The organism is Streptomyces sp. NPDC057280, assembly GCF_042668605.1.
Taxonomy (GTDB): Bacteria; Actinomycetota; Actinomycetes; order Streptomycetales; family Streptomycetaceae; genus Streptomyces.
Genome location: NZ_JBHUYR010000004.1, coordinates 321232 through 339091 on the forward strand (window position 1 = coordinate 321232; position 17860 = coordinate 339091).

The following is a 17860-nucleotide window of genomic DNA, read 5'->3' on the forward strand; positions in this document are numbered from 1 at the left end:
TCGGCGTGGGCCGTGACCTGCTGGACGTTCACCCGAGGCATGGTCCTGGAGTTCGGTGCCGACGATGCCGGGCTCGACCGCCGGGACACGGACACAGACGGCGGAGGTCGGGTCCGACCGCTCCGCTCCGCCTGCTCGACGCCAGGAGCATCCGCTGAACGGCGCGTGAGGGCTCAGGCGGGTTCGTACGACTCGACGACGTACCGCTCCTCGTCGTCGACCGCGTTCTCGTCCCGGTCCAGGAAGATCAGCTCCGGGTGCCCGTCGGCCGCGTACTCCGCCTCAGCGGTGTCCGCGTCGTCGCTCCGGGCCTGTTCCAGCTCGTCCAACAGGGCGCCGAGCGTGGGCACTTGGTCCGGTGTCCGCTCGACGAACCGGCGTGCGCCTGCGTCCAGGCCGACCGCCTCCGTGACCTTGCCGTCCTTGACGGTGACCCGGAACCTGCCGATGAGGGACCGTTCGCCCTCGCTGGACGTCAGGGTGTAGGTGTACGCGGCGGGCTCCTCCCACGTCACCTCCTCCCGGGCCGAGGCCGAGGGGGCCTCCGCGCCGCAGGCGGCCACCGTGCTGATGAGTCCGGCCGCGGCGAGCAGCCCGGCGCACCTGCGTACGACCGTCATCGTGATCCTTTCGTTCGTCGCCCCCCGCGGGGCACGTCACTCCTGGGACGCCGATCGCCCCTCGGACGTTCAGGCTCCGGCAGGCGGGGGCGAGGTCGCCCGCGTCCGCGTGATGAGGTTGACTCGTGCACCGGCCACCCTCGAAGGAGCTGCACGTGACGTACGACATCGCCGCCCTCCGCTCCCGGTTTCCCGCGCTCGCGGCCGGCACGGCCCACTTCGACGGCCCCGGCGGCACCCAGACACCCCGGCCCGTCATCGACGCGATCGCCGAAGCCATGTCCCACCCCTTGTCGAACCGCGGTCACGGCGTGCCGGGGGAGCGCAACGCCGAGGCGATCGTCACCGAGACCCGCGCCGCGCTCGCCGACCTGCTGGGCGCGGAGGCGTCCGGGATCGTCTTCGGCCGCAGCGCCACCCAGCTCACCTACGATGTCTCCCGCACCCTCGCCAAGACCTGGTCACCCGGCGACGAGGTGGTCGTCACCCGGCTCGACCACGACGCCAACATCCGCCCGTGGGTACAGGCCGCCGAACGCGTCGGAGCCGTCGTGCGCTGGGCCGACTTCGACCCGGCCACGGGCGAGCTGACCGCCGACGACATCCGTGCCGTGCTCTCCGAGCGGACCCGGCTCGTCGCCGTCACCGCCGCCTCCAACCTCATCGGCACCCGCCCCGACATCCCCGCGATCTCCCGACTGGCCCACGAGGCGGGGGCGTTGACCTACGTCGACGGCGTCCACCACACCGCGCACGCCCTGCTCGACCTGGCGCAGCTCGGCGCGGACTTCTACGTCTGCTCCCCGTACAAGTTCCTGGGCCCGCACCACGGAGTCCTCGCCGCCCGCCCGGAGTTGCTGCAGACCCTGCACCCCGACAAGCTCCTGCCGTCCACCGAGGTGGTCCCGGAACGCTTCGAACTGGGCACACTGCCCTACGAGTTCCTGGCCGGCACCCGGGCCGCCGTCGACTTCCTCGCGGGTATGGACGCCGAGGCCACGGGAACGCGACGACAGCGCCTGGAGGCGTCGTTCGCGGGACTCGAAGCACACGAGCAGGTCCTGCGCGCGCAGTTGGACAAGGGGCTGGCCGCGCTCGACGGGATCACGATCCACTCCCGGGCGGCCGACCGCACGCCGACCCTGCTGCTGACCTTCGAGGAACACGGCACGGTGGACGCCTACCGGTTCCTCGCCGACCGTGGCGTTCACGCGCCGTCCGGCTCCTTCTACGCCATCGAGGCCTCCCGGCGGCTAGGCCTCGGCGACACCGGCGGCCTGCGCATCGGCCTCGCCCCCTACAACGACGCGGACGACGTCGAGCGGCTCCTGACAGGCCTGGCCGACTTCCTGGCGCCGAGGCCATGAACGCCTGGCCGACTTCCTGGCGCGCTGAGGCCATGGACGGCACGCTCACCGGACGCCGCACACCGCGGGTCGTCATCGCCGGCCATGACGACCCGCGGGTGGCGGGCGAGATCGCCGAACTGCGGGCCCGGGGCGCAGAGGTGGTCCGACTCGACGGACGGCAACTCTCCGATCCCGCGGCCATGTTCGCCGCCTTCGCCGAAGCGCTGTCCCTCCCCGGTTGTCCCGGCCGCAACCGGGACGCGCTCGTGGGCTGTTTGGCCAGCCTGCGACTGGACGCCGACGGCATGCCACAAGACCTGCCCACCGACAGGGGACGTCTGGCGGCGACCCTCAGCGGCGGGGACCCGGCCCGCCTCCCCGAACCCCGGCCGGAAGTGTGATGAGCGTTCTCGGATCGTTCCCGTTGGGTGCCGCGACGACGCTCGCCGAGCTCGCCGACGACCCCCACCCCCGCCTCGCCCTGCTCCGCGCCCACGAGCCCGTGTCCTGGCTGCCCGAGCTCGGCGGCTGGCTGGTGACCCGCCGGGATCTCGCCCTGACCGTGATGCGGGACGCCCGGACCTTCACCGTCGACGACCCCCGCTTCTCCACCGCCCAGGTCGTCGGCCCGAGCATGCTCTCCCTCGACGGCCCCGAGCACGCCCGGCACCGCGAACCCTTCGCCGCCCCCTTCCGGCCGCGGCAGACCCACGACCGGTTCGCCGCGTTCGTCGAGCAGGAGACCGACCGGCTCGTCACCGCCCTCGAACCGGCCGGCGCCGCCGAACTGCGCCGGTCCTTCGCCGGCCCGCTCGCGGTCGCCGTCGTCACCGAGGCGCTCGGCCTGTCCGGCGTCAGCACCGACACCGTCCTCGCCTGGTACGAGGCCATCGTGGCGTCGGTCTCCGACATCACCGCCGGACACGCCCCCAGCCCGGCCGGCAACGCCGCCTACGCACAGCTGCGGGCCGCGGTCGACGCCACCCACGGCACGTCCTCCCTGCTCGGCGCCGCCGCTGGCCGGCTGTCCCTGCCCGAGGTCGCCTCCAACGCCGCGGTCCTGATGTTCGGCGGCATCGAGACCACCGAGGCGATGATCGCCAACGCCCTCCTCCACCTCCTGCGCCACCCCGGTCAACTCGCCCTCGTCCAGGCCGAACCCGGCCTCCTCGACGGTGCGATCGAGGAGTCCCTGCGCCTCGAACCCGGCGCCGCCGTCGTCGACCGCTACGCCACCCGCGACACCGCCCTGGGCCCGGCGACGATCCGCCGCGGCGACCTGGTCACCGTTTCCCTCGCCGGCGCCAACCGCGACCCCGCCGTCTTCCCCGACCCCGACCGCTTCGACGTCCGCCGCGACAACGCCCGCCTCCAACTGGCCTTCGCCCACGGTCCCCACCACTGCATCGCCGCGCACCTGGCCCGCCTGGAGACCCGCGTCGCCCTGCGCACGCTCCTCGCCCGCCTCCCGGGCCTGCGCCTGGACGAGGAGCACGCGGCGGCACCGTACGGTCTGGTCTTCCGGAAGGCGGCCGCGCTCCACGTTCTGTGGGGTCGGAACCGGCAAACAGGTTAAATCTCCGTTTCCGAGTGACCCGCCTCTCATGGCACCCGGAGGCCATAGCCGCGACCATGGTGTCCGTCACCGGCAGGCCGAAGGGATCGGGAATGCTCCGCAAGGTACTGGTAGCCAACCGAGGCGAGATCGCGATTCGCGCCTTCCGCGCCGGCTATGAACTGGGCGCGAGGACCGTCGCCGTCTTCCCGCACGAGGACCGCAACTCACTGCACCGGCTCAAGGCCGACGAGGCGTACGAGATCGGCGAGCCGGGGCACCCGGTGCGGGCCTACCTCTCCGTGGAGGAGATCGTCCGCGCCGCCCAGCAGGCCGGTGCCGACGCCGTCTACCCGGGCTACGGGTTCCTCTCCGAGAACCCCGAGCTGGCCCGCGCCTGCGAGGAAGCCGGGATCACCTTCGTCGGACCCAGCGCGGAGATCCTCGAACTCACCGGCAACAAGGCGCGGGCGGTCGCCGCGGCCCGCGCGGCCGGCGTGCCCGTCCTCGGTTCCTCCGAGCCCTCCAGCGACGTCGACGAACTGGTGCGGGCCGCCGAGGACATCGGCTTCCCGGTGTTCGTGAAGGCCGTCGCCGGTGGCGGCGGACGCGGTATGCGGCGCGTCGAGGACCCGGCCCAGCTGCGGGAGTCCATCGAGGCGGCGGCCCGTGAGGCGGCCTCCGCGTTCGGCGACCCGACCGTCTTCCTGGAGAAGGCCGTCGTCGACCCCCGCCACATCGAGGTGCAGATCCTCGCCGACGGCCAGGGCAACGTCATCCACCTCTTCGAGCGCGACTGTTCCGTCCAGCGCCGCCACCAGAAGGTCATCGAGCTGGCCCCGGCGCCGAACCTCGACCCGGAGCTGCGCGACCGGATCTGCGCCGACGCCGTCCGCTTCGCCCGCGAGATCGGCTACCGCAACGCCGGCACCGTGGAGTTCCTGCTCGACCCGCAGGGCAACCACGTCTTCATCGAGATGAACCCGCGCATCCAGGTCGAGCACACGGTCACCGAGGAGGTCACCGACGTCGACCTCGTCCAGTCCCAACTCCGCATCGCCGCCGGTGAGACCCTCGCCGACCTGGGACTGTCCCAGGAGACGGTCACCCTGCACGGCGCCGCCCTCCAGTGCCGGATCACCACCGAGGACCCCGCCAACGGCTTCCGCCCGGACACCGGCCGCATCAGCGCTTACCGCTCGCCCGGCGGCTCCGGCATCCGCCTCGACGGCGGAACCACCCACGCCGGTACGGAGATCAGCGCCCACTTCGACTCCATGCTGGTCAAGCTCACCTGCCGGGGCCGGGACTTCTCCACCGCCGTCAAGCGCGCCCGGCGCGCGGTCGCCGAGTTCCGCATCCGGGGCGTCGCCACCAACATCCCGTTCCTCCAGGCGGTGTTGGACGACCCGGACTTCCAGGCGGGCCGCGTCACCACGTCGTTCATCGAGCAGCGCCCCCACCTGCTGACCTCCCGCACCTCCGCGGACCGCGGCACCAAGCTGCTCACCTACCTCGCCGACGTCACGGTCAACAAGCCGCACGGCGAGCGCCCCCAGCTCATCGACCCCACCACAAAGCTCCCGCGCCACACCGGCGAGTTGCCGGCCGCCGGTTCGAAGCAGCGGCTCACCGAGCTCGGCCCGGAGGGCTTCGCCCGCTGGCTGCGCGAGTCCCCGACCATCGGCGTCACCGACACCACGTTCCGCGACGCCCACCAGTCGCTGCTCGCGACCCGCGTGCGCACCAAGGACCTCCTCGCCGTCGCCCCGGTCGTCGCCCGCACCCTGCCCGAGCTGCTGTCCCTGGAGTGCTGGGGCGGCGCCACCTACGACGTGGCGCTCCGCTTCCTCGCCGAGGACCCGTGGGAGCGGCTGGCCGCCCTGCGCGAGGCCGTCCCCAACATCTGCCTCCAGATGCTGCTGCGCGGCCGCAACACCGTCGGCTACACCCCGTACCCGACCGAGGTGACCGACGCCTTCGTCGAGGAGGCCGCCGCCACCGGCATCGACATCTTCCGCATCTTCGACGCGCTCAACGACGTCGGCCAGATGCGCCCCGCCATCGAGGCCGTACGCGAGACGGGCACCGCGATCGCCGAGGTCGCCCTCTGCTACACGAGCGACCTGTCCGACCCGAACGAGCGGCTCTACACCCTCGACTACTACCTGCGGCTCGCCGAGCAGATCGTCGAGGCCGGCGCGCACGTCCTGGCCGTCAAGGACATGGCCGGTCTGCTGCGGGCGCCGGCCGCCGCCACCCTCGTATCGGCGCTGCGCCGGGAGTTCGACCTGCCGGTGCACATCCACACCCACGACACCGCGGGCGGCCAACTGGCCACCTACCTGGCCGCGATCCAGGCCGGCGCGGACGCCGTGGACGGGGCGGTGGCCTCCATGGCCGGTACGACGTCCCAGCCGTCGCTGTCGGCGATCGTCGCCGCCACCGACCACTCCTCCCGGCCCACCGGCCTCGACCTGCTCGCGGTCGGCGACCTGGAGCCGTACTGGGAGAGCGTCCGCCGGATCTACGCGCCCTTCGAGGCGGGCCTCGCCTCGCCGACCGGCCGGGTCTACGACCACGAGATCCCCGGCGGCCAGCTCTCCAACCTGCGCACCCAGGCCGTCGCCCTCGGGCTCGGCGACCGCTTCGAGGACATCGAGGCGATGTACGCGGCCGCCGACAAGATCCTCGGCCATCTGGTGAAGGTCACCCCGTCGTCCAAGGTGGTCGGCGACCTCGCCCTGCACCTGGTCGGTGCCGGGGTGTCGCCGGAGGAGTTCGAGACGACCCCGGAGCGGTTCGACATCCCCGACTCAGTCATCGGCTTTCTCCGCGGCGAGCTGGGCACCCCGCCCGGCGGCTGGCCGGAGCCGTTCCGCAGCCGGGCCCTGGAGGGCCGCGCCGCCCCCAAGCCGGCGCCGGAACTGACCGCCGAGGACCGCGACGGACTGGAGAAGGACCGCCGCGCCACCCTCAACCGGCTCCTCTTCCCCGGCCCCACACGGGAGTTCGAGACGCACCGCCACACCTACGGCGACACCAGCGTCCTCGACAGCAAGGACTTCTTCTACGGGCTGCGCCCCGGCCAGGAGTACGCCGTCGACCTGGAGCCGGGCGTCCGGCTGCTGATGGGTCTGGAGGCCGTGGGCGAGGCCGACGAGCGCGGCATGCGGACCGTGATGTCCACGCTCAACGGCCAGTTGCGGCCCATCCAGGTCCGCGACACCGCCGCCGCCTCCGACCTCCCCGTCACCGAGAAGGCCGACCGCTCCAACCCCGGCCATGTCGCTGCCCCGTTCGCCGGCGTGGTGACCCTCGCGGTCGCCGAGGGCGACGAGGTCGCGGCCGGCGGCACGGTCGCCACCATCGAGGCGATGAAGATGGAGGCCGCGATCACCGCGCCCAAGGCGGGCAAGGTCTCCCGGCTGGCCATCAACAAGATCCAGCAGGTGGAGGGCGGCGATCTGCTGTTCGTGATCGGCTGATCCGCGCCGGCGGATTTCCCGATCGAGTGGTGACGGGCGTCACACCGGCGTACGGTCGTCTAGTGGACGGCACCGTTCACTGACCCGTGGTGACGGTGCCACTCCCGAGAGTGCGACGCCCATGACCAGCTCCAGTTCCGCGGCGAAGACGGCCGCCCCCGGCACCGGGGGCGGCGGAAACGCCATGGCATTGCTGGTCATCGCCTCGTGTCAGCTGATGGTGGTCCTCGACATCACCATCGTGAACATCGCCCTCCCGGACATCCAGCGCTCGCTGGACTTCTCCACCACCAGCCTGTCGTGGGTGGTCAACGCCTACACGCTCACCTTCGGCGGGCTGCTGCTGCTCGGGGGCCGGACCGGTGACATCCTCGGGCGGCGGCGGATGTTCATCGTGGGCGTGCTGCTCTTCGTGCTCGCGTCCCTGCTCGGCGGGCTCTCCCAGAACGAGGCCCAACTCCTCGCCGCACGCGCCTTCCAGGGCGTCGGCGGCGCCATCGCCTCCCCGACCTCGCTCGCCCTGATCAGCACCACGTTCCGCGAAGGACCCGAACGCAACCGGGCGTTCGGGGTGTTCGCCGCGGTGTCGGCGGGCGGCGGCGCGATCGGACTGCTGGCCGGCGGCATCCTCGTCGAGTATCTCAACTGGCGCTGGGTGCTGTTCGTCAACGTCCCCATCGGACTGCTCATCGCGGCCGCCGCACCTCGCTGGATCAAGGAGTCCGAGCGCCATCCCGGCCACTTCGACATCGCCGGCGCCCTGACCTCCACCGTCGGCATGGTCCTGCTGGTGTACGGGTTCATCAGAGCCGCCCAGGAGGGCTGGCGCGACCCGTACACGCTGGGCTCGTTCGGCGCGGCGATCGTCGTCCTCACCGCGTTCGTCCTCATCGAGCGGCGCTCCCGGCAGCCCATCACGCCGCTGCACATGTTCGCCGACCGCAACCGGGCGGGGACGTACGGCATCATGCTCTGCCTCGCCGCGGCGATCTTCGGCATGTTCTTCTTCCTGACCCTGTTCGTGCAGAACGTGCTGGACTTCAGCCCGTTGCAGGCCGGGTTCGCGTTCCTGCCCGTCAGCGCGGTCATCGCGGTCGGCGCCGGGCTGGCCTCGCGGTTCCTGCCCGTCTACGGGCCGAAGCCGTTCATGGTGGTGGGCGCGATCCTCGCCGCGGCCGGTCTCGCCTGGCTGACGCTGACCGACATCCACTCCACCTACGCGGGCAGTGTCCTCGGCCCGATGCTGGTGTTCAGCCTCGGCATGGGCATGGAGTTCGTGTCGCTGACGCTGATGGCGCTGTCCAACGTGCCCGTGCAGGAGACCGGCGCGGCCTCCGGACTGCTCAACGCCACCCAGCAGGTGGGCGGTTCGCTGGGGCTGTCGATCCTGGTGACGACGTTCGGCACGGCCAGCGGCAACGAGACCGACAAGTTCTTCGAGCAGGCCACCCCGGCCGAGCAGCGCTTCTTCCAGCGCACCGGACAGCTGCCCGGCAAGTGGGCCGACCAGGTCCTCACCGCCGGTGTCTCGGCCGCGTTCATCGTCGCGGCGATCTTCACCGCGGTCGCCGCGCTGATCGCCGTACTCGCCATTCAGGTACGGCCGTCCGACCTGGAGCGGCTCCAGGGCAACGGCGGCGGGATGCCCTCAGCGGAGTGAGACGGCGGATGCCCTCACCTCCGTGCGGCGGCGGATGCCCTCACCGCCGTGCGGCGGGCGTCGGGACCAGCCCCAACTGCTGGGCGCGCAGGACGGTTCCGAGCCGGTCGTGGGTGCCGAGCTTGCGGTAGATGTTCGCGACGTGCTTGTGGACCGTCCGCTCCGAGATGCCGAGCCTGCGGCCCATGGCGGCGGCGGTCAGCGCGTCGGTGAGCAGGAGCAGCACGGTCGTCTCCCGGGGTGTCAGCCCCGCCGCGGCCGTTTCCGCGTCCGGTACCGCCGTCCGCCGCAGGCGTTCCAGGAGCTGCCGCTGCTGCTCGATCCCGGAGAGCAGGGGCTGGAGCCGCCCGGCGGACCGCACCTCGTCCTCGCTGAAGTCCCGGCCCGAGCGGTAGACGAGACAGCCGGTGATGGGCGAACCGGACTCCGGAAGCGGTATCCCCAGCACATGGTCGACGTCCAGGACCTCGTCGAGCAACCGCGCGGTCCGGCTGGTGCCCCACGCCCGCCCCGCCGCCGTCCGCGCCGTCACCGGCGCCCGGTCCGGCACGGCCGCGTAGTGCCCGGCGAAGGGGTAGCCCGCGCGCAGCAGCCCCATCGCCTCCTCCCCGAGCCCGCCGAACTCCGGCGCGACGTCGGCGGACAGGCCCAGGGTGCCGCCGTCCTCGCTCCACTCGTCGAGCTTGTAGATCAGCGCCTCGCCGCCGCACAGCTCCGGCAGCGCGGCCGCCACCAGCGGCCACAGCAGGTCGGGGTCCCGCTCGTGGAGTGCGGCCACGGCCACCGACAGCATCCGTTCGTAGGCCCCGCCCCGCCCCTGTGCCACGTTCCCGCTCCGCCCGCTCACGTACGCAGTTCTACCCATACCTGCGTGTCATTCCGCCGTTCCAGAATGCAACAGCGGGGGAGAACAGGCCCGGAGGGGGTGCCTGGTTCTCTCCCTCTTCCGTGCGGGCCGCCGGAACGGGGGACCGGCGGCCCGCACGGCAGGCCCGCCTACGAGGCGTCCGGCCGCGTCGCGTCCGAGAGGGACTTGACCCCTCCGTGGGCTGTGAGGCCGCCGTCCACCGGAATGTCCGCGCCGGTGATGAACGACGACTCGTCGGAGATCAGGAACACCACGAGCGGGCGATGTCGTCGACGCTCCCGCCGCGCCCCAGCGGTGTCTCCCGCAGGATCGCCTCGCGGAAGGCCTCCGTGGAGGCGGCGGTCATCTCCGTGTCGATGTACGCCGGGTGGATCGTGTTGACCCGGATGCCGCGCGGCCCGAGCTCCGTCGCCGCGATCTTCGACACGGCGCGCAGCCCCCACTTGCTGGCGGTGTAGGCGACCGGGTAGTAGCCGGTCAGGGCGGCGGACGAACCGACGTTCACGACGGAGGAACCCGCCGGCATCAGCGGGGCGAGGTACTGGATGCCGAGCAGCGGACCGGTGGTGTTGACCGCCTGCACCCGTGCCATGTCCGCGGCGCTCACCTCCCCGATGCGGCCGCGCTGGATGATCCCCGCGTTGTTGACCAGGCCGTGGACGTGCCCGTACGTCTCCTTCAACTCGGCGGCCAGTTCGGCCCAGTCGCTCTCGTCGCTCACGTCGAGGCGACGGCAGCCGTCGCCCTCGGGACGTACGTCGGTGGCGACCACCTGGGCTCCGGCCCGGGCCAGGGCGGCCGCCTGCGCGGCACCCTGACCACGGGCCGCGCCCGTGACGACAACGACCTTCCCGGCCAGCCGGGTCGTGCTCTCGCTCATGCCGGACGACGTACTGGCGTGTCGACCACGAGCTGGTTCACCAGATGTGCCGGTGATGTGCGGAACCGAGCGTGCTGTGTCAGTCCCGCTCGGCGCGGGCCGCCTTCTCGGCGTGCAGCTTCTTCACGCGGGCGCCTTCCTTGCGGACCTCGGCCTGCGTGGCGCGCTCCTTGACCAGCCACTCGGGCTGCTCCTGCTTGAGCGCCTCGATCTGCTCCGTGGTGAGCGGCTCGGTCACGCCACCGCGCGCCAGACCGGCGATGGACACGCCGAGCTTGGCCGCGACCACCGGACGGGGGTGCGGGCCGTGGGCGCGCAGGTCCTGGAGCCACTGGGGCGGATCGGCCTGGAGCTGGTTGAGCTCGGCCCGCGAGACGACACCCTCACGGAACTCGGCGGGGGTGGCCTCGAGGTACACACCCAGCTTCTTCGCCGCGGTCGCGGGCTTCATCGTCTGGGTGCTCTGGTGCTGCGTCATGGTGTCCAGGGTATCGACTGGGTGAACCTTCGCCGACCACGGCGGGTAACCTGGCCAGGTGACAGGCGTGGACGAACCCCCGAAGACAGGCCCGGCGGCACCCCCCGCGTTCCGGCTCGCCTACGTCCCGGGAGCGACCCCCGCGAAGTGGGTGCGGATCTGGCAGGAGCGGCTGCCGGACATCCCGCTGACCCTCCTGCAGCTGTCCGGCGCCGAGGCGGTGGCCGCGCTGCGGGACGGCTCCGCGGATGCCGGTCTGGTACGGCTGCCGGTCGACCGTACGTTCTTCAGCGCCATCCCCCTCTACACCGAGACCACGGTCGTCGTCGTCCCGAAGGACCACGTCATCGCCGCGGTCGAGGAGATCACCCTGGAGGACCTGGCCGACGAGACGGTGCTGCACCCCCTCGACGACGTCTTCGACTGGGAGCGGCCGCCGGGGGAGCCCGCCTTCGAGCGGCCCGCGACGACCGAGGACGCGATCGAGCTGGTCGCGGCCGGTATCGGGGTGCTCGTCGTCCCGCAGTCCCTGGCCCGTCTGCACCACCGCAAGGACCTCACCTACCGGCCGGTCACGGACGCCCCCGAGTCCTCCGTCGCCCTGTCGTGGCCGGAGGAGGCGACCACGGACCTGGTCGAGGACTTCATCGGCATCGTCCGCGGGCGCACGGTCAACAGCACGCGCGGCCGTGCCAAGGAGCAGCCCGAGGCGAAGCCCGCGAGGGCCAAGGCGTCCGGTCAGCCCAGGAAGCCCCAGCAGAAGCGGGCGGCCCCGGCCGGTGGACGCCGCAAGCCGCCCGCCGCCAAGCGCGGCAAGCCCAAGCGCAGGTCCTAGTTCTGGCCGTCGGCCGTGCCGACCCACATAGGGTGCGGGCATGATCTCGCAGGCCTACCTCTCGGAACTGTTCTCCCTCGCGAACCGCGTCGCCCTCGTCACCGGCGGCAGCTCGGGCATCGGCCGGGCCGTCGCCGGAGCCCTGGCCCGCGCCGGAGCGAGTGTCGTCGTCGTGGCCCGCAAGGAGGCGGAACTGGCCGCCACCGTCGATGAGTTGACCGCCGACGGCTGTCGTGCCGCGTGGGTCGGCGCCGACCTCGGCACCCGCGACGGCGTGCGCGCGGCGGCCGAGGAGGCGGTGCGGGCCTTCGGGGAGCCCGACATCCTCGTCAACTCCGCCGGCATCAACCTGCGGCCCCCGATGAGCGAGCTGGCCGAGGACGTGTGGGACACCACCCTGGCCGTCAACCTGGAAGCCCCCTTCCTGCTGGGGCAGCGTTTCGGCCCGGGCATGGCCGAGCGCGGCTTCGGACGGATCATCCACATCAGCTCCCAGCAGGCCCACCGCGCCTTCGTGCAGAGCGGTGCCTACGGCGTCTCCAAGGGCGGCCTCGAATCGCTCGCCCGGTCCCAGGCGGAGGCCTGGTCCCCGTACGGCGTCACCAGCAACACCCTCGTCCCGGGCTTCGTGATGACCCCCCTCAACGCCCGCCTCGCGAACGACCCGGAGAAGGTCGAGGCGCTCGCCGCCCGCACGATGGTCGGGCGCAACGGCCTCGCCGAGGACTTCGAGGGCGCGGCGGTCTTCCTCGCGAGCCGCGCCTCCGCGTACATCACCGGCCAGTCGATCTTCGTCGACGGCGGACTCTCCGTGCACTGACGCGGGCGCGACCGGTCCCGACGCCGCCGCGTCCGGTGCCGACCCCGTGCGACCGGTCCCTACGCTGCCGCGTCCGGTGCTGACCCTGTGCGAAGGGTTTTGGTGCTGCCGTGTCCGGCGGATGGCCGTTCCGGTGCTGCCCCCGCGCGACCCGTCCGACGCTGACGCAACCGGTGCTGACCCGTGCGACGGGTTTCGGCGCTGCCGTCTCCGGCTGATGGGCGTCTCCGGTGCTGACCCCCGTGCGACCGGTCCCGACGCCACCGCAACCGGTCCCGGCGCTGACGCGACCGGCAGAATGGCCGCATCCGGCGCCTTCCTGGCCCCGCTCCGCGGCGGTGCGCTCTGGCAGAATCGGCCCGTGGATCGGTGGATCCTCGAACGCGAGCGCGAGCTGACGCGACTGGCCGCGGCCGCCCAGGAGGCGGCAGCCGGTGCCGGTTCGGTGGCGCTCGTCTTCGGCGAGGCGGGCATCGGCAAGTCCAGCCTGGTGAAGGCCATGCCGGAGCGGCTGCCCGCGCAGGCGCGCGTCCTCGTCGGCCAGTGCGACGACCTCGCCACCCGCCGCCCCCTCGGCCCGCTCCGCGACCTCGTCGGCAGCGTCGGCGCCGACCTCGCCCGCGCCGTCATGGAGGGCGGCGACCGCCACCGCGTCTACGAGGCCCTGCACGCCGAACTCGCCGGCACCCCGCACCCGGCGGTCCTCGTCGTCGAGGACGTCCACTGGGCCGACGAGGCCTCCCTGGACGCCCTGCGCTTCCTGGTCCGCCGGATGGAAGGGCTGCCCGCGCTGCTCGTCCTCACCTACCGCGACGACGAGTTGAGCCGCGAACACCCTCTGCGCCATCTGCTGGGCCAGGTCTCCCGCACGTCCCGGGTGCACCGGCTGCCCCTCGCCCGGCTCTCCCTCGACGCGGTGCGGGCGCTGAGCGCCTCCCGCCGGCTCGATGCCGCCCAGGTGTACGAGGTGACGTCCGGCAACCCGTTCTTCGTCGCCGAGATCGTGGCCGCGGGCGGCACCGGGGGAGTGCCCCCGACGGTCGTGGACGCCGTCCTGGCCCGGCTGCGGGGCCTGGACCCGGCGACGGTGGACGCGCTGGAGCAGCTCGCGGTCGTGCCTTCCGCCGTCGAACGGCCGTTGGTCGACGCGCTGTTCACGGACGGCGTGACCGTGCTCGCCGACGCCGAGCAGCGCGGCCTGCTCACGGTGGAGCCGGACCGGGTGACGTTCCGGCACGAGCTGATCCGGCGGGCCGTCGCCGACTCCCTGCCCGCCGCCCGCCGCATCGCCCTCAACCGCGAGGTCCTCGCCGCGCTCGTCGCCCGGCCCGGCTGCGACGCCGCCCGCATCGTCCACCACGCCGACCAGGCAGGCGACCAGGACGCCATCGCCCGGTACGGACCCGACGCCGCCAAGGACGCCGCGTGTGCCGGCGCCCACCGCGAGGCCGCCGCCCAACTCCGGCTCGTCCTGCGCGGGCGGCACCGCTACGGGCCCGCCGACCTCGCCGACCTGCTCGAACGCTACGCCGTGGAGAGCTACACCATCGCCGACTCGGCCGCCGCCGTCACCGCCCAGCGCGAGGCCGTCGCCCTGCGCCGCTCCCTCGGCGACACCCTCGGGCTGGGCGCCGACCTGCGCTGGCTGTCCCGCATCCACTGGTGGGCCGGCGACGCCGACCAGGCCCAGGAGGCCGCCCGTGAAGCCGTCGCCGTCCTGGAACACGCCGGCGACGACCGGCTCCTCGCCCTCGCCGTCAGCAACACCGCCCAACTGCGCATGCTCTCCGACCGCTACGCCGAGGCCGTCGAACTCGGCGAACGCGCCATCGCCCTGGCCCGCAAGGCCGACGACGCGGCGATCCTCTCCCACGCCCTCAACAATGTCGGCACGGCGCGCTGGCGGGGCGGCGACCCCGGCGGGCGGCTCCAGCTGGAGGAGAGCCTGGAGGTGGCGCTCGCCGCGGGGGAGGTCGAACACGCCTGCCGCGCCTACGCCAATCTCATCTGGACCCTCCTCGACAACCTCCGGTACGCCGAGGCCGACGTGTTCCTGCCCCCGGCGATGGACCTCGCCGACCGCGCCGAACACCTCGGCTTCCTGAACTACCTCCATGTGGAGCTGGCGGTACGGTGTCTCGCCGCCGCCGACTGGGAGGCCGCCGAGAAACACGCAGAGTACGGCATGCACGACTTCGTCCCCGCCCGCTGCCCCGCGCTCACCGTGCTCGCCCGGGTCCGCGTCCGCTGCGGCCGCCCCGGCGCCGGTGAACTCCTCGCCGAAGCCCGCCGGATCGCCGTACGCACCAGGGAACTCCAGCGCACCGGGCCCGTCGCGGCGGCCCTCGCCGAGGCGGCCTGGCTGCGCGGCGACCTCGCCGGCGTGACCGCCGCCGCGGGGCCCGTCCACGCCCAGGCCGACCGGCTGCCCGGTGTCCCCTACCGCGCCGAGCTCGGCTACTGGCTCACCAAGGCCGGCCACCCCGTCCGGCTCGACGACTCGGACCACCCGTACGCCCTCCAGGCCCGCGGCCTCTGGCGGCAGGCCGCCACCCGGTGGCTGGAGGCGGGCTGCCCCTACGAACATGCCGGCGCCCTCGCCGAGAGCCCCGACCCCGCCGACAAACTCACCGCGCTCACCACCCTCGACGCCCTCGGCGCCGGACCACGGGCCCGGCTGCTCCGCACCGAGCTGCGCCGGATCGGCGTACAGCACATCCCGCGCGGCCCGGTCGCCGCGACCCGGGAGAACCCCGCCGGCCTCACCCGGCGCCAGCTCCAGGTCATGCGGTTGCTCGCGGACGGACTGACCAACGCGGAGATCGCCGCCCGGCTCGTGGTGTCGGTACGGACGGTCGACAACCACGTACGGGCCGTCCTCGACAAACTGGACGCCCCCACTCGAAGGCACGCGGCCGACCGTGCGGCACGCCTCGGACTCCTGGCGGACGGCGAAAGCCCGCCTCCGGAGCCCGAGGGGCCGCTTCCGCACGCCGAAACGTAGGTACCCGGCGGCCCCGAGCTGGGTGACGCACACGGATGTCCGGTCGGTGGCGACGCGAGTAGAACGGGCGAATCGACACGAATTTCCGAAACGGGGGACCGCATGTCCAGCACCATCGCCCACGCGGCACGCACCGAACTCACCGCCTTCAACGGTGAGTTGATCGGCCCCGACGACACCGCCCACGAGCAGGCCCGAGGCGTCTACAACGCGATGATCGACCGCCACCCCGCCCTCGTCGCCCGCTGCGCCGACGCGGACGCCGTCGCCCGCGTCATCGCCTTCGCCCGCGCCCACGACCTGCCCCTCGCCGTACGGGGCGGCGGCCATCACGGCGCCGGCCTCGGCACCGTCGACGACGGCGTCGTCCTCGACCTGTCCCCGCTCAAGGACATCGAGGTCGACCCCGACTCCCGCACCGTCCGGGTCGGCGGCGGCTGCGTCTGGGGCGAGGTCGACCGCGCCACCAACGCCCACGGCCTCGCCACGCCCAGCGGCATCATCTCCACCACCGGCGTCGGCGGCCTCGCCACCGGCGGCGGGCTCGGCCACCTGACGCGCAAGTGCGGGCTGACCATCGACAACCTGCTGGAGGCCGAGGTCGTCCTCGCCGACGGCAGGAAGGTGACCGCCAGCGGCTACGAGAACAGCGACCTGTTCTGGGCGGTCCGTGGCGGCGGAGGCAACTTCGGGGTCGTCACCTCTTTTCTGTTCCGGCTCCACGAGATCAGCACGGTCGTCGCCGGGCCCACCTTCTGGGCGGTGGAGGACAGCGCCGAAGTCCTCGCCGCCTACCGGGACTTCATCCTGAACGCGCCGCGCGAGCTCAACGGCTTCTTCCTGCACGGCACCGTGCCGCCCGCCCCGCCGTTCCCCGAGGAGATCCAGCTCCGCAAGACCGCCGGCATCGTCTGGTGCTGGACCGGCGCCGATCCCGAGGCCGCCGCCCGGGAGATGGCCCCGCTGCTCGACGCGCTGCCCGCGCCGCTGCTGCACGCGCCCATGGTGCTGCAACACCCCGAACTCCAGACGATGTTCGACGGGCTCTACCCGCCGGGCCACCAGTGGTACTGGCGCGCCGACTTCGTCGAGACCATCCCCGACGACGCCGTCTCCCTGCACGCGAAGTTCGGTGCCGAGGTGCCCACCATGCAGTCGACCATGCACCTCTACCCGATCGACGGTGCCGCCCACGACGTCGGCCAGGACGCCACGCCCTGGGCCTACCGCCACGCCAACTGGGCGTCCGTGTACGCCGGAGTGGACCCCGACCCCGCCAACGCCGAGCTGATCACACGCTGGACGGTCGACTACTTCGACGCCCTGCACCCGTACTCGGCGGGCGGTGCCTACGTGAACATGATGATGGACGAGGGGCAGGAACGGGTCCGGGCCAGCTACCGCGACAACTACGCCCGCCTGGCCCGCATCAAGGCCGACCGCGACCCGGACAACGTCTTCCGCCTCAACCAGAACATCCAGCCGGCGCCGAAGCCGACGCACGGGGCACGACCGTAGTCCGTGCGCGTCGGGCGAGCGGTGCCCCGGCTGCGGGGCGGGGCACCGCGGCGACCGCCGGCCGGTCAGGATCCGAACAGGAGCCGGTCAGGACGAGCGGGCCGAGGCCGCCAGCCAGTCGTACGCGGCCCTGGCCGTGAACTCCTCCTGACCGCCGCGCAGCAGCAGGTCGGCGGTGGCGAACTCCGGGGCGTCGGCCTGGGCGGCGACGTACGGGATCGCGACGCAGCGCATCCCGGCCGCGTGCGCGGCGGCCACGCCCGGGGCCGCGTCCTCCAGGACCACGCAGTCGGCCGGGGCCGCGCCGAGCCGGCGGGCCGCCTCCAGGAAGACGTCCGGGGCGGGCTTCCCGCGCTCGACCTCGTCCGCGGAGACGACGGTGTGCAGGAAGCCGTCCAGGCCGGTGCCGGCCAGGATCGCCGCGATGGCCTCCGGCGACGAACCCGACGCCACGGCCATCGGGACGCCCTCGCCCGCCAGCAGCTCGACGAACTTGCGCATCTCCGGGTACGCGCGCGTGGCGGCGCGGGCCAGCTCCAGATAGCGGCGGTTCTTCGCCTCGAACAACTCCGTCACGGAGGCCGCGAGTCCGTACTCCCGCTTCCAGATCCCGGCCGTCTCCAGGGTGCTGATGCCGACGTACCGCTCGTGGTCCGCCCAGCTGTAGCCGGGGACGCCGTACTCGGCGAGGACCTGACGGCCGGCTTCGTAGTAGTTCGGCTCGCTGTCCACGAGCGTTCCGTCGAGATCGAAGATGACCGAGGTCGGGCCGAGACTGCTCATGG

Annotated in this window: 13 protein-coding genes and 1 pseudogene; 9 read left to right on the top strand and 5 right to left on the bottom strand. The window is 72.8% G+C overall.

Annotation, left to right across the window (positions count from 1 at the left end):
- Nucleotides 1-173: 173 nt before the first annotated feature.
- Entirely contained in the window at nucleotides 174-620 is a 447-nt protein-coding gene (locus ACFUO4_RS25355) for a DUF6174 domain-containing protein (RefSeq protein ID WP_383488622.1), read from the bottom strand.
- Nucleotides 621-775: 155 nt separating this feature from the next.
- On the opposite strand from ACFUO4_RS25355, the gene ACFUO4_RS25360 reads away from it, so the two are divergent.
- The 5 genes from ACFUO4_RS25360 (at nucleotide 776) to ACFUO4_RS25380 (ending at nucleotide 8672) form a co-directional block, all read left to right on the top strand.
- Nucleotides 776-1987 (top strand): cysteine desulfurase-like protein, encoded by a 1212-nt coding sequence (locus tag ACFUO4_RS25360; RefSeq protein WP_383488624.1) that lies wholly within the window; start codon nucleotides 776-778, stop codon nucleotides 1985-1987.
- Between the two features lie 32 nt (nucleotides 1988-2019).
- On the top strand, nucleotides 2020-2370 hold the full coding sequence (locus ACFUO4_RS25365; RefSeq protein ID WP_383488626.1) for a barstar family protein: 351 nt from the start codon (nucleotides 2020-2022) through the stop codon (nucleotides 2368-2370).
- The gene (locus tag ACFUO4_RS25370) at nucleotides 2370-3545 is read left to right on the top strand and encodes a cytochrome P450 (protein WP_383488629.1); all 1176 of its coding nucleotides are present in this window, start codon (nucleotides 2370-2372) and stop codon (nucleotides 3543-3545) included. The genes ACFUO4_RS25365 and ACFUO4_RS25370 overlap by 1 nt, the downstream gene beginning before the upstream one ends.
- 92 nt (nucleotides 3546-3637) lie before the next feature.
- On the top strand, nucleotides 3638-7012 hold the full coding sequence (locus ACFUO4_RS25375; protein WP_383488632.1) for a pyruvate carboxylase: 3375 nt from the start codon (nucleotides 3638-3640) through the stop codon (nucleotides 7010-7012).
- 121 nt (nucleotides 7013-7133) lie between these two features.
- Nucleotides 7134-8672 (top strand): MFS transporter, encoded by a 1539-nt coding sequence (locus tag ACFUO4_RS25380; RefSeq protein ID WP_383488635.1) that lies wholly within the window; start codon nucleotides 7134-7136, stop codon nucleotides 8670-8672.
- A 40-nt stretch (nucleotides 8673-8712) separates the two neighbouring features.
- Here the strand turns inward: ACFUO4_RS25380 and ACFUO4_RS25385 are convergent, their stop codons facing one another.
- The 3 genes and pseudogenes from ACFUO4_RS25385 to ACFUO4_RS25395 all read right to left on the bottom strand — a co-directional run bounded on the left by ACFUO4_RS25385 (nucleotide 8713) and on the right by ACFUO4_RS25395 (nucleotide 10898).
- On the bottom strand, nucleotides 8713-9465 hold the full coding sequence (locus ACFUO4_RS25385) for a response regulator transcription factor (RefSeq protein ID WP_383489770.1): 753 nt from the start codon (nucleotides 9463-9465) through the stop codon (nucleotides 8713-8715).
- Between the two features lie 203 nt (nucleotides 9466-9668).
- Nucleotides 9669-10420 (bottom strand): annotated as a pseudogene (locus tag ACFUO4_RS25390) (SDR family NAD(P)-dependent oxidoreductase).
- Between the two features lie 79 nt (nucleotides 10421-10499).
- A complete protein-coding gene (locus ACFUO4_RS25395) occupies nucleotides 10500-10898 on the bottom strand; it encodes a DUF5997 family protein (protein WP_383488638.1) in 399 nt (132 codons plus the stop codon).
- A 67-nt stretch (nucleotides 10899-10965) separates the two neighbouring features.
- On the opposite strand from ACFUO4_RS25395, the gene ACFUO4_RS25400 reads away from it, so the two are divergent.
- The 4 genes from ACFUO4_RS25400 to ACFUO4_RS25415 all read left to right on the top strand — a co-directional run bounded on the left by ACFUO4_RS25400 (nucleotide 10966) and on the right by ACFUO4_RS25415 (nucleotide 17075).
- Complete coding sequence (locus ACFUO4_RS25400; protein WP_079309563.1) at nucleotides 10966-11733, top strand: LysR family substrate-binding domain-containing protein; 768 nt, start codon at nucleotides 10966-10968, stop codon at nucleotides 11731-11733.
- 40 nt (nucleotides 11734-11773) lie between these two features.
- Entirely contained in the window at nucleotides 11774-12553 is a 780-nt protein-coding gene (locus ACFUO4_RS25405; protein ID WP_383488641.1) for an SDR family NAD(P)-dependent oxidoreductase, read from the top strand.
- 361 nt (nucleotides 12554-12914) lie between these two features.
- On the top strand, nucleotides 12915-15557 hold the full coding sequence (locus ACFUO4_RS25410; protein ID WP_383488644.1) for an AAA family ATPase: 2643 nt from the start codon (nucleotides 12915-12917) through the stop codon (nucleotides 15555-15557).
- 102 nt (nucleotides 15558-15659) lie between these two features.
- Nucleotides 15660-17075, top strand: a complete 1416-nt coding sequence (locus ACFUO4_RS25415) for an FAD-binding oxidoreductase (protein WP_383488647.1) — start codon at nucleotides 15660-15662, stop codon at nucleotides 17073-17075.
- Between the two features lie 87 nt (nucleotides 17076-17162).
- On the opposite strand, the gene ACFUO4_RS25420 is transcribed toward ACFUO4_RS25415, so the two are convergent.
- Nucleotides 17163-17858, bottom strand: a complete 696-nt coding sequence (locus ACFUO4_RS25420) for an HAD family hydrolase (RefSeq protein WP_383488649.1) — start codon at nucleotides 17856-17858, stop codon at nucleotides 17163-17165.
- Between the last annotated feature and the right edge of the window lie 2 nt (nucleotides 17859-17860).

Excerpts from the sequence above, each read along its gene's own strand:
- ACFUO4_RS25380 (WP_383488635.1), top strand. The coding sequence starts at position 7,134 with ATGACCAGCTCCAGTTCCGCGGCGAAGACGGCCGCCCCCGGCACCGGG.
- ACFUO4_RS25420 (WP_383488649.1), bottom strand. The coding sequence starts at position 17,858 with ATGAGCAGTCTCGGCCCGACCTCGGTCATCTTCGATCTCGACGGAACG.
- ACFUO4_RS25355 (WP_383488622.1), bottom strand. The coding sequence starts at position 620 with ATGACGGTCGTACGCAGGTGCGCCGGGCTGCTCGCCGCGGCCGGACTC.
- ACFUO4_RS25370 (WP_383488629.1), top strand. The coding sequence starts at position 2,370 with ATGAGCGTTCTCGGATCGTTCCCGTTGGGTGCCGCGACGACGCTCGCC.
- ACFUO4_RS25365 (WP_383488626.1), top strand. The coding sequence starts at position 2,020 with ATGGACGGCACGCTCACCGGACGCCGCACACCGCGGGTCGTCATCGCC.
- ACFUO4_RS25375 (WP_383488632.1), top strand. The coding sequence starts at position 3,638 with ATGCTCCGCAAGGTACTGGTAGCCAACCGAGGCGAGATCGCGATTCGC.
- ACFUO4_RS25395 (WP_383488638.1), bottom strand. The coding sequence starts at position 10,898 with ATGACGCAGCACCAGAGCACCCAGACGATGAAGCCCGCGACCGCGGCG.
- ACFUO4_RS25405 (WP_383488641.1), top strand. The coding sequence starts at position 11,774 with ATGATCTCGCAGGCCTACCTCTCGGAACTGTTCTCCCTCGCGAACCGC.
- ACFUO4_RS25385 (WP_383489770.1), bottom strand. The coding sequence starts at position 9,465 with ATGCTGTCGGTGGCCGTGGCCGCACTCCACGAGCGGGACCCCGACCTG.
- ACFUO4_RS25415 (WP_383488647.1), top strand. The coding sequence starts at position 15,660 with ATGTCCAGCACCATCGCCCACGCGGCACGCACCGAACTCACCGCCTTC.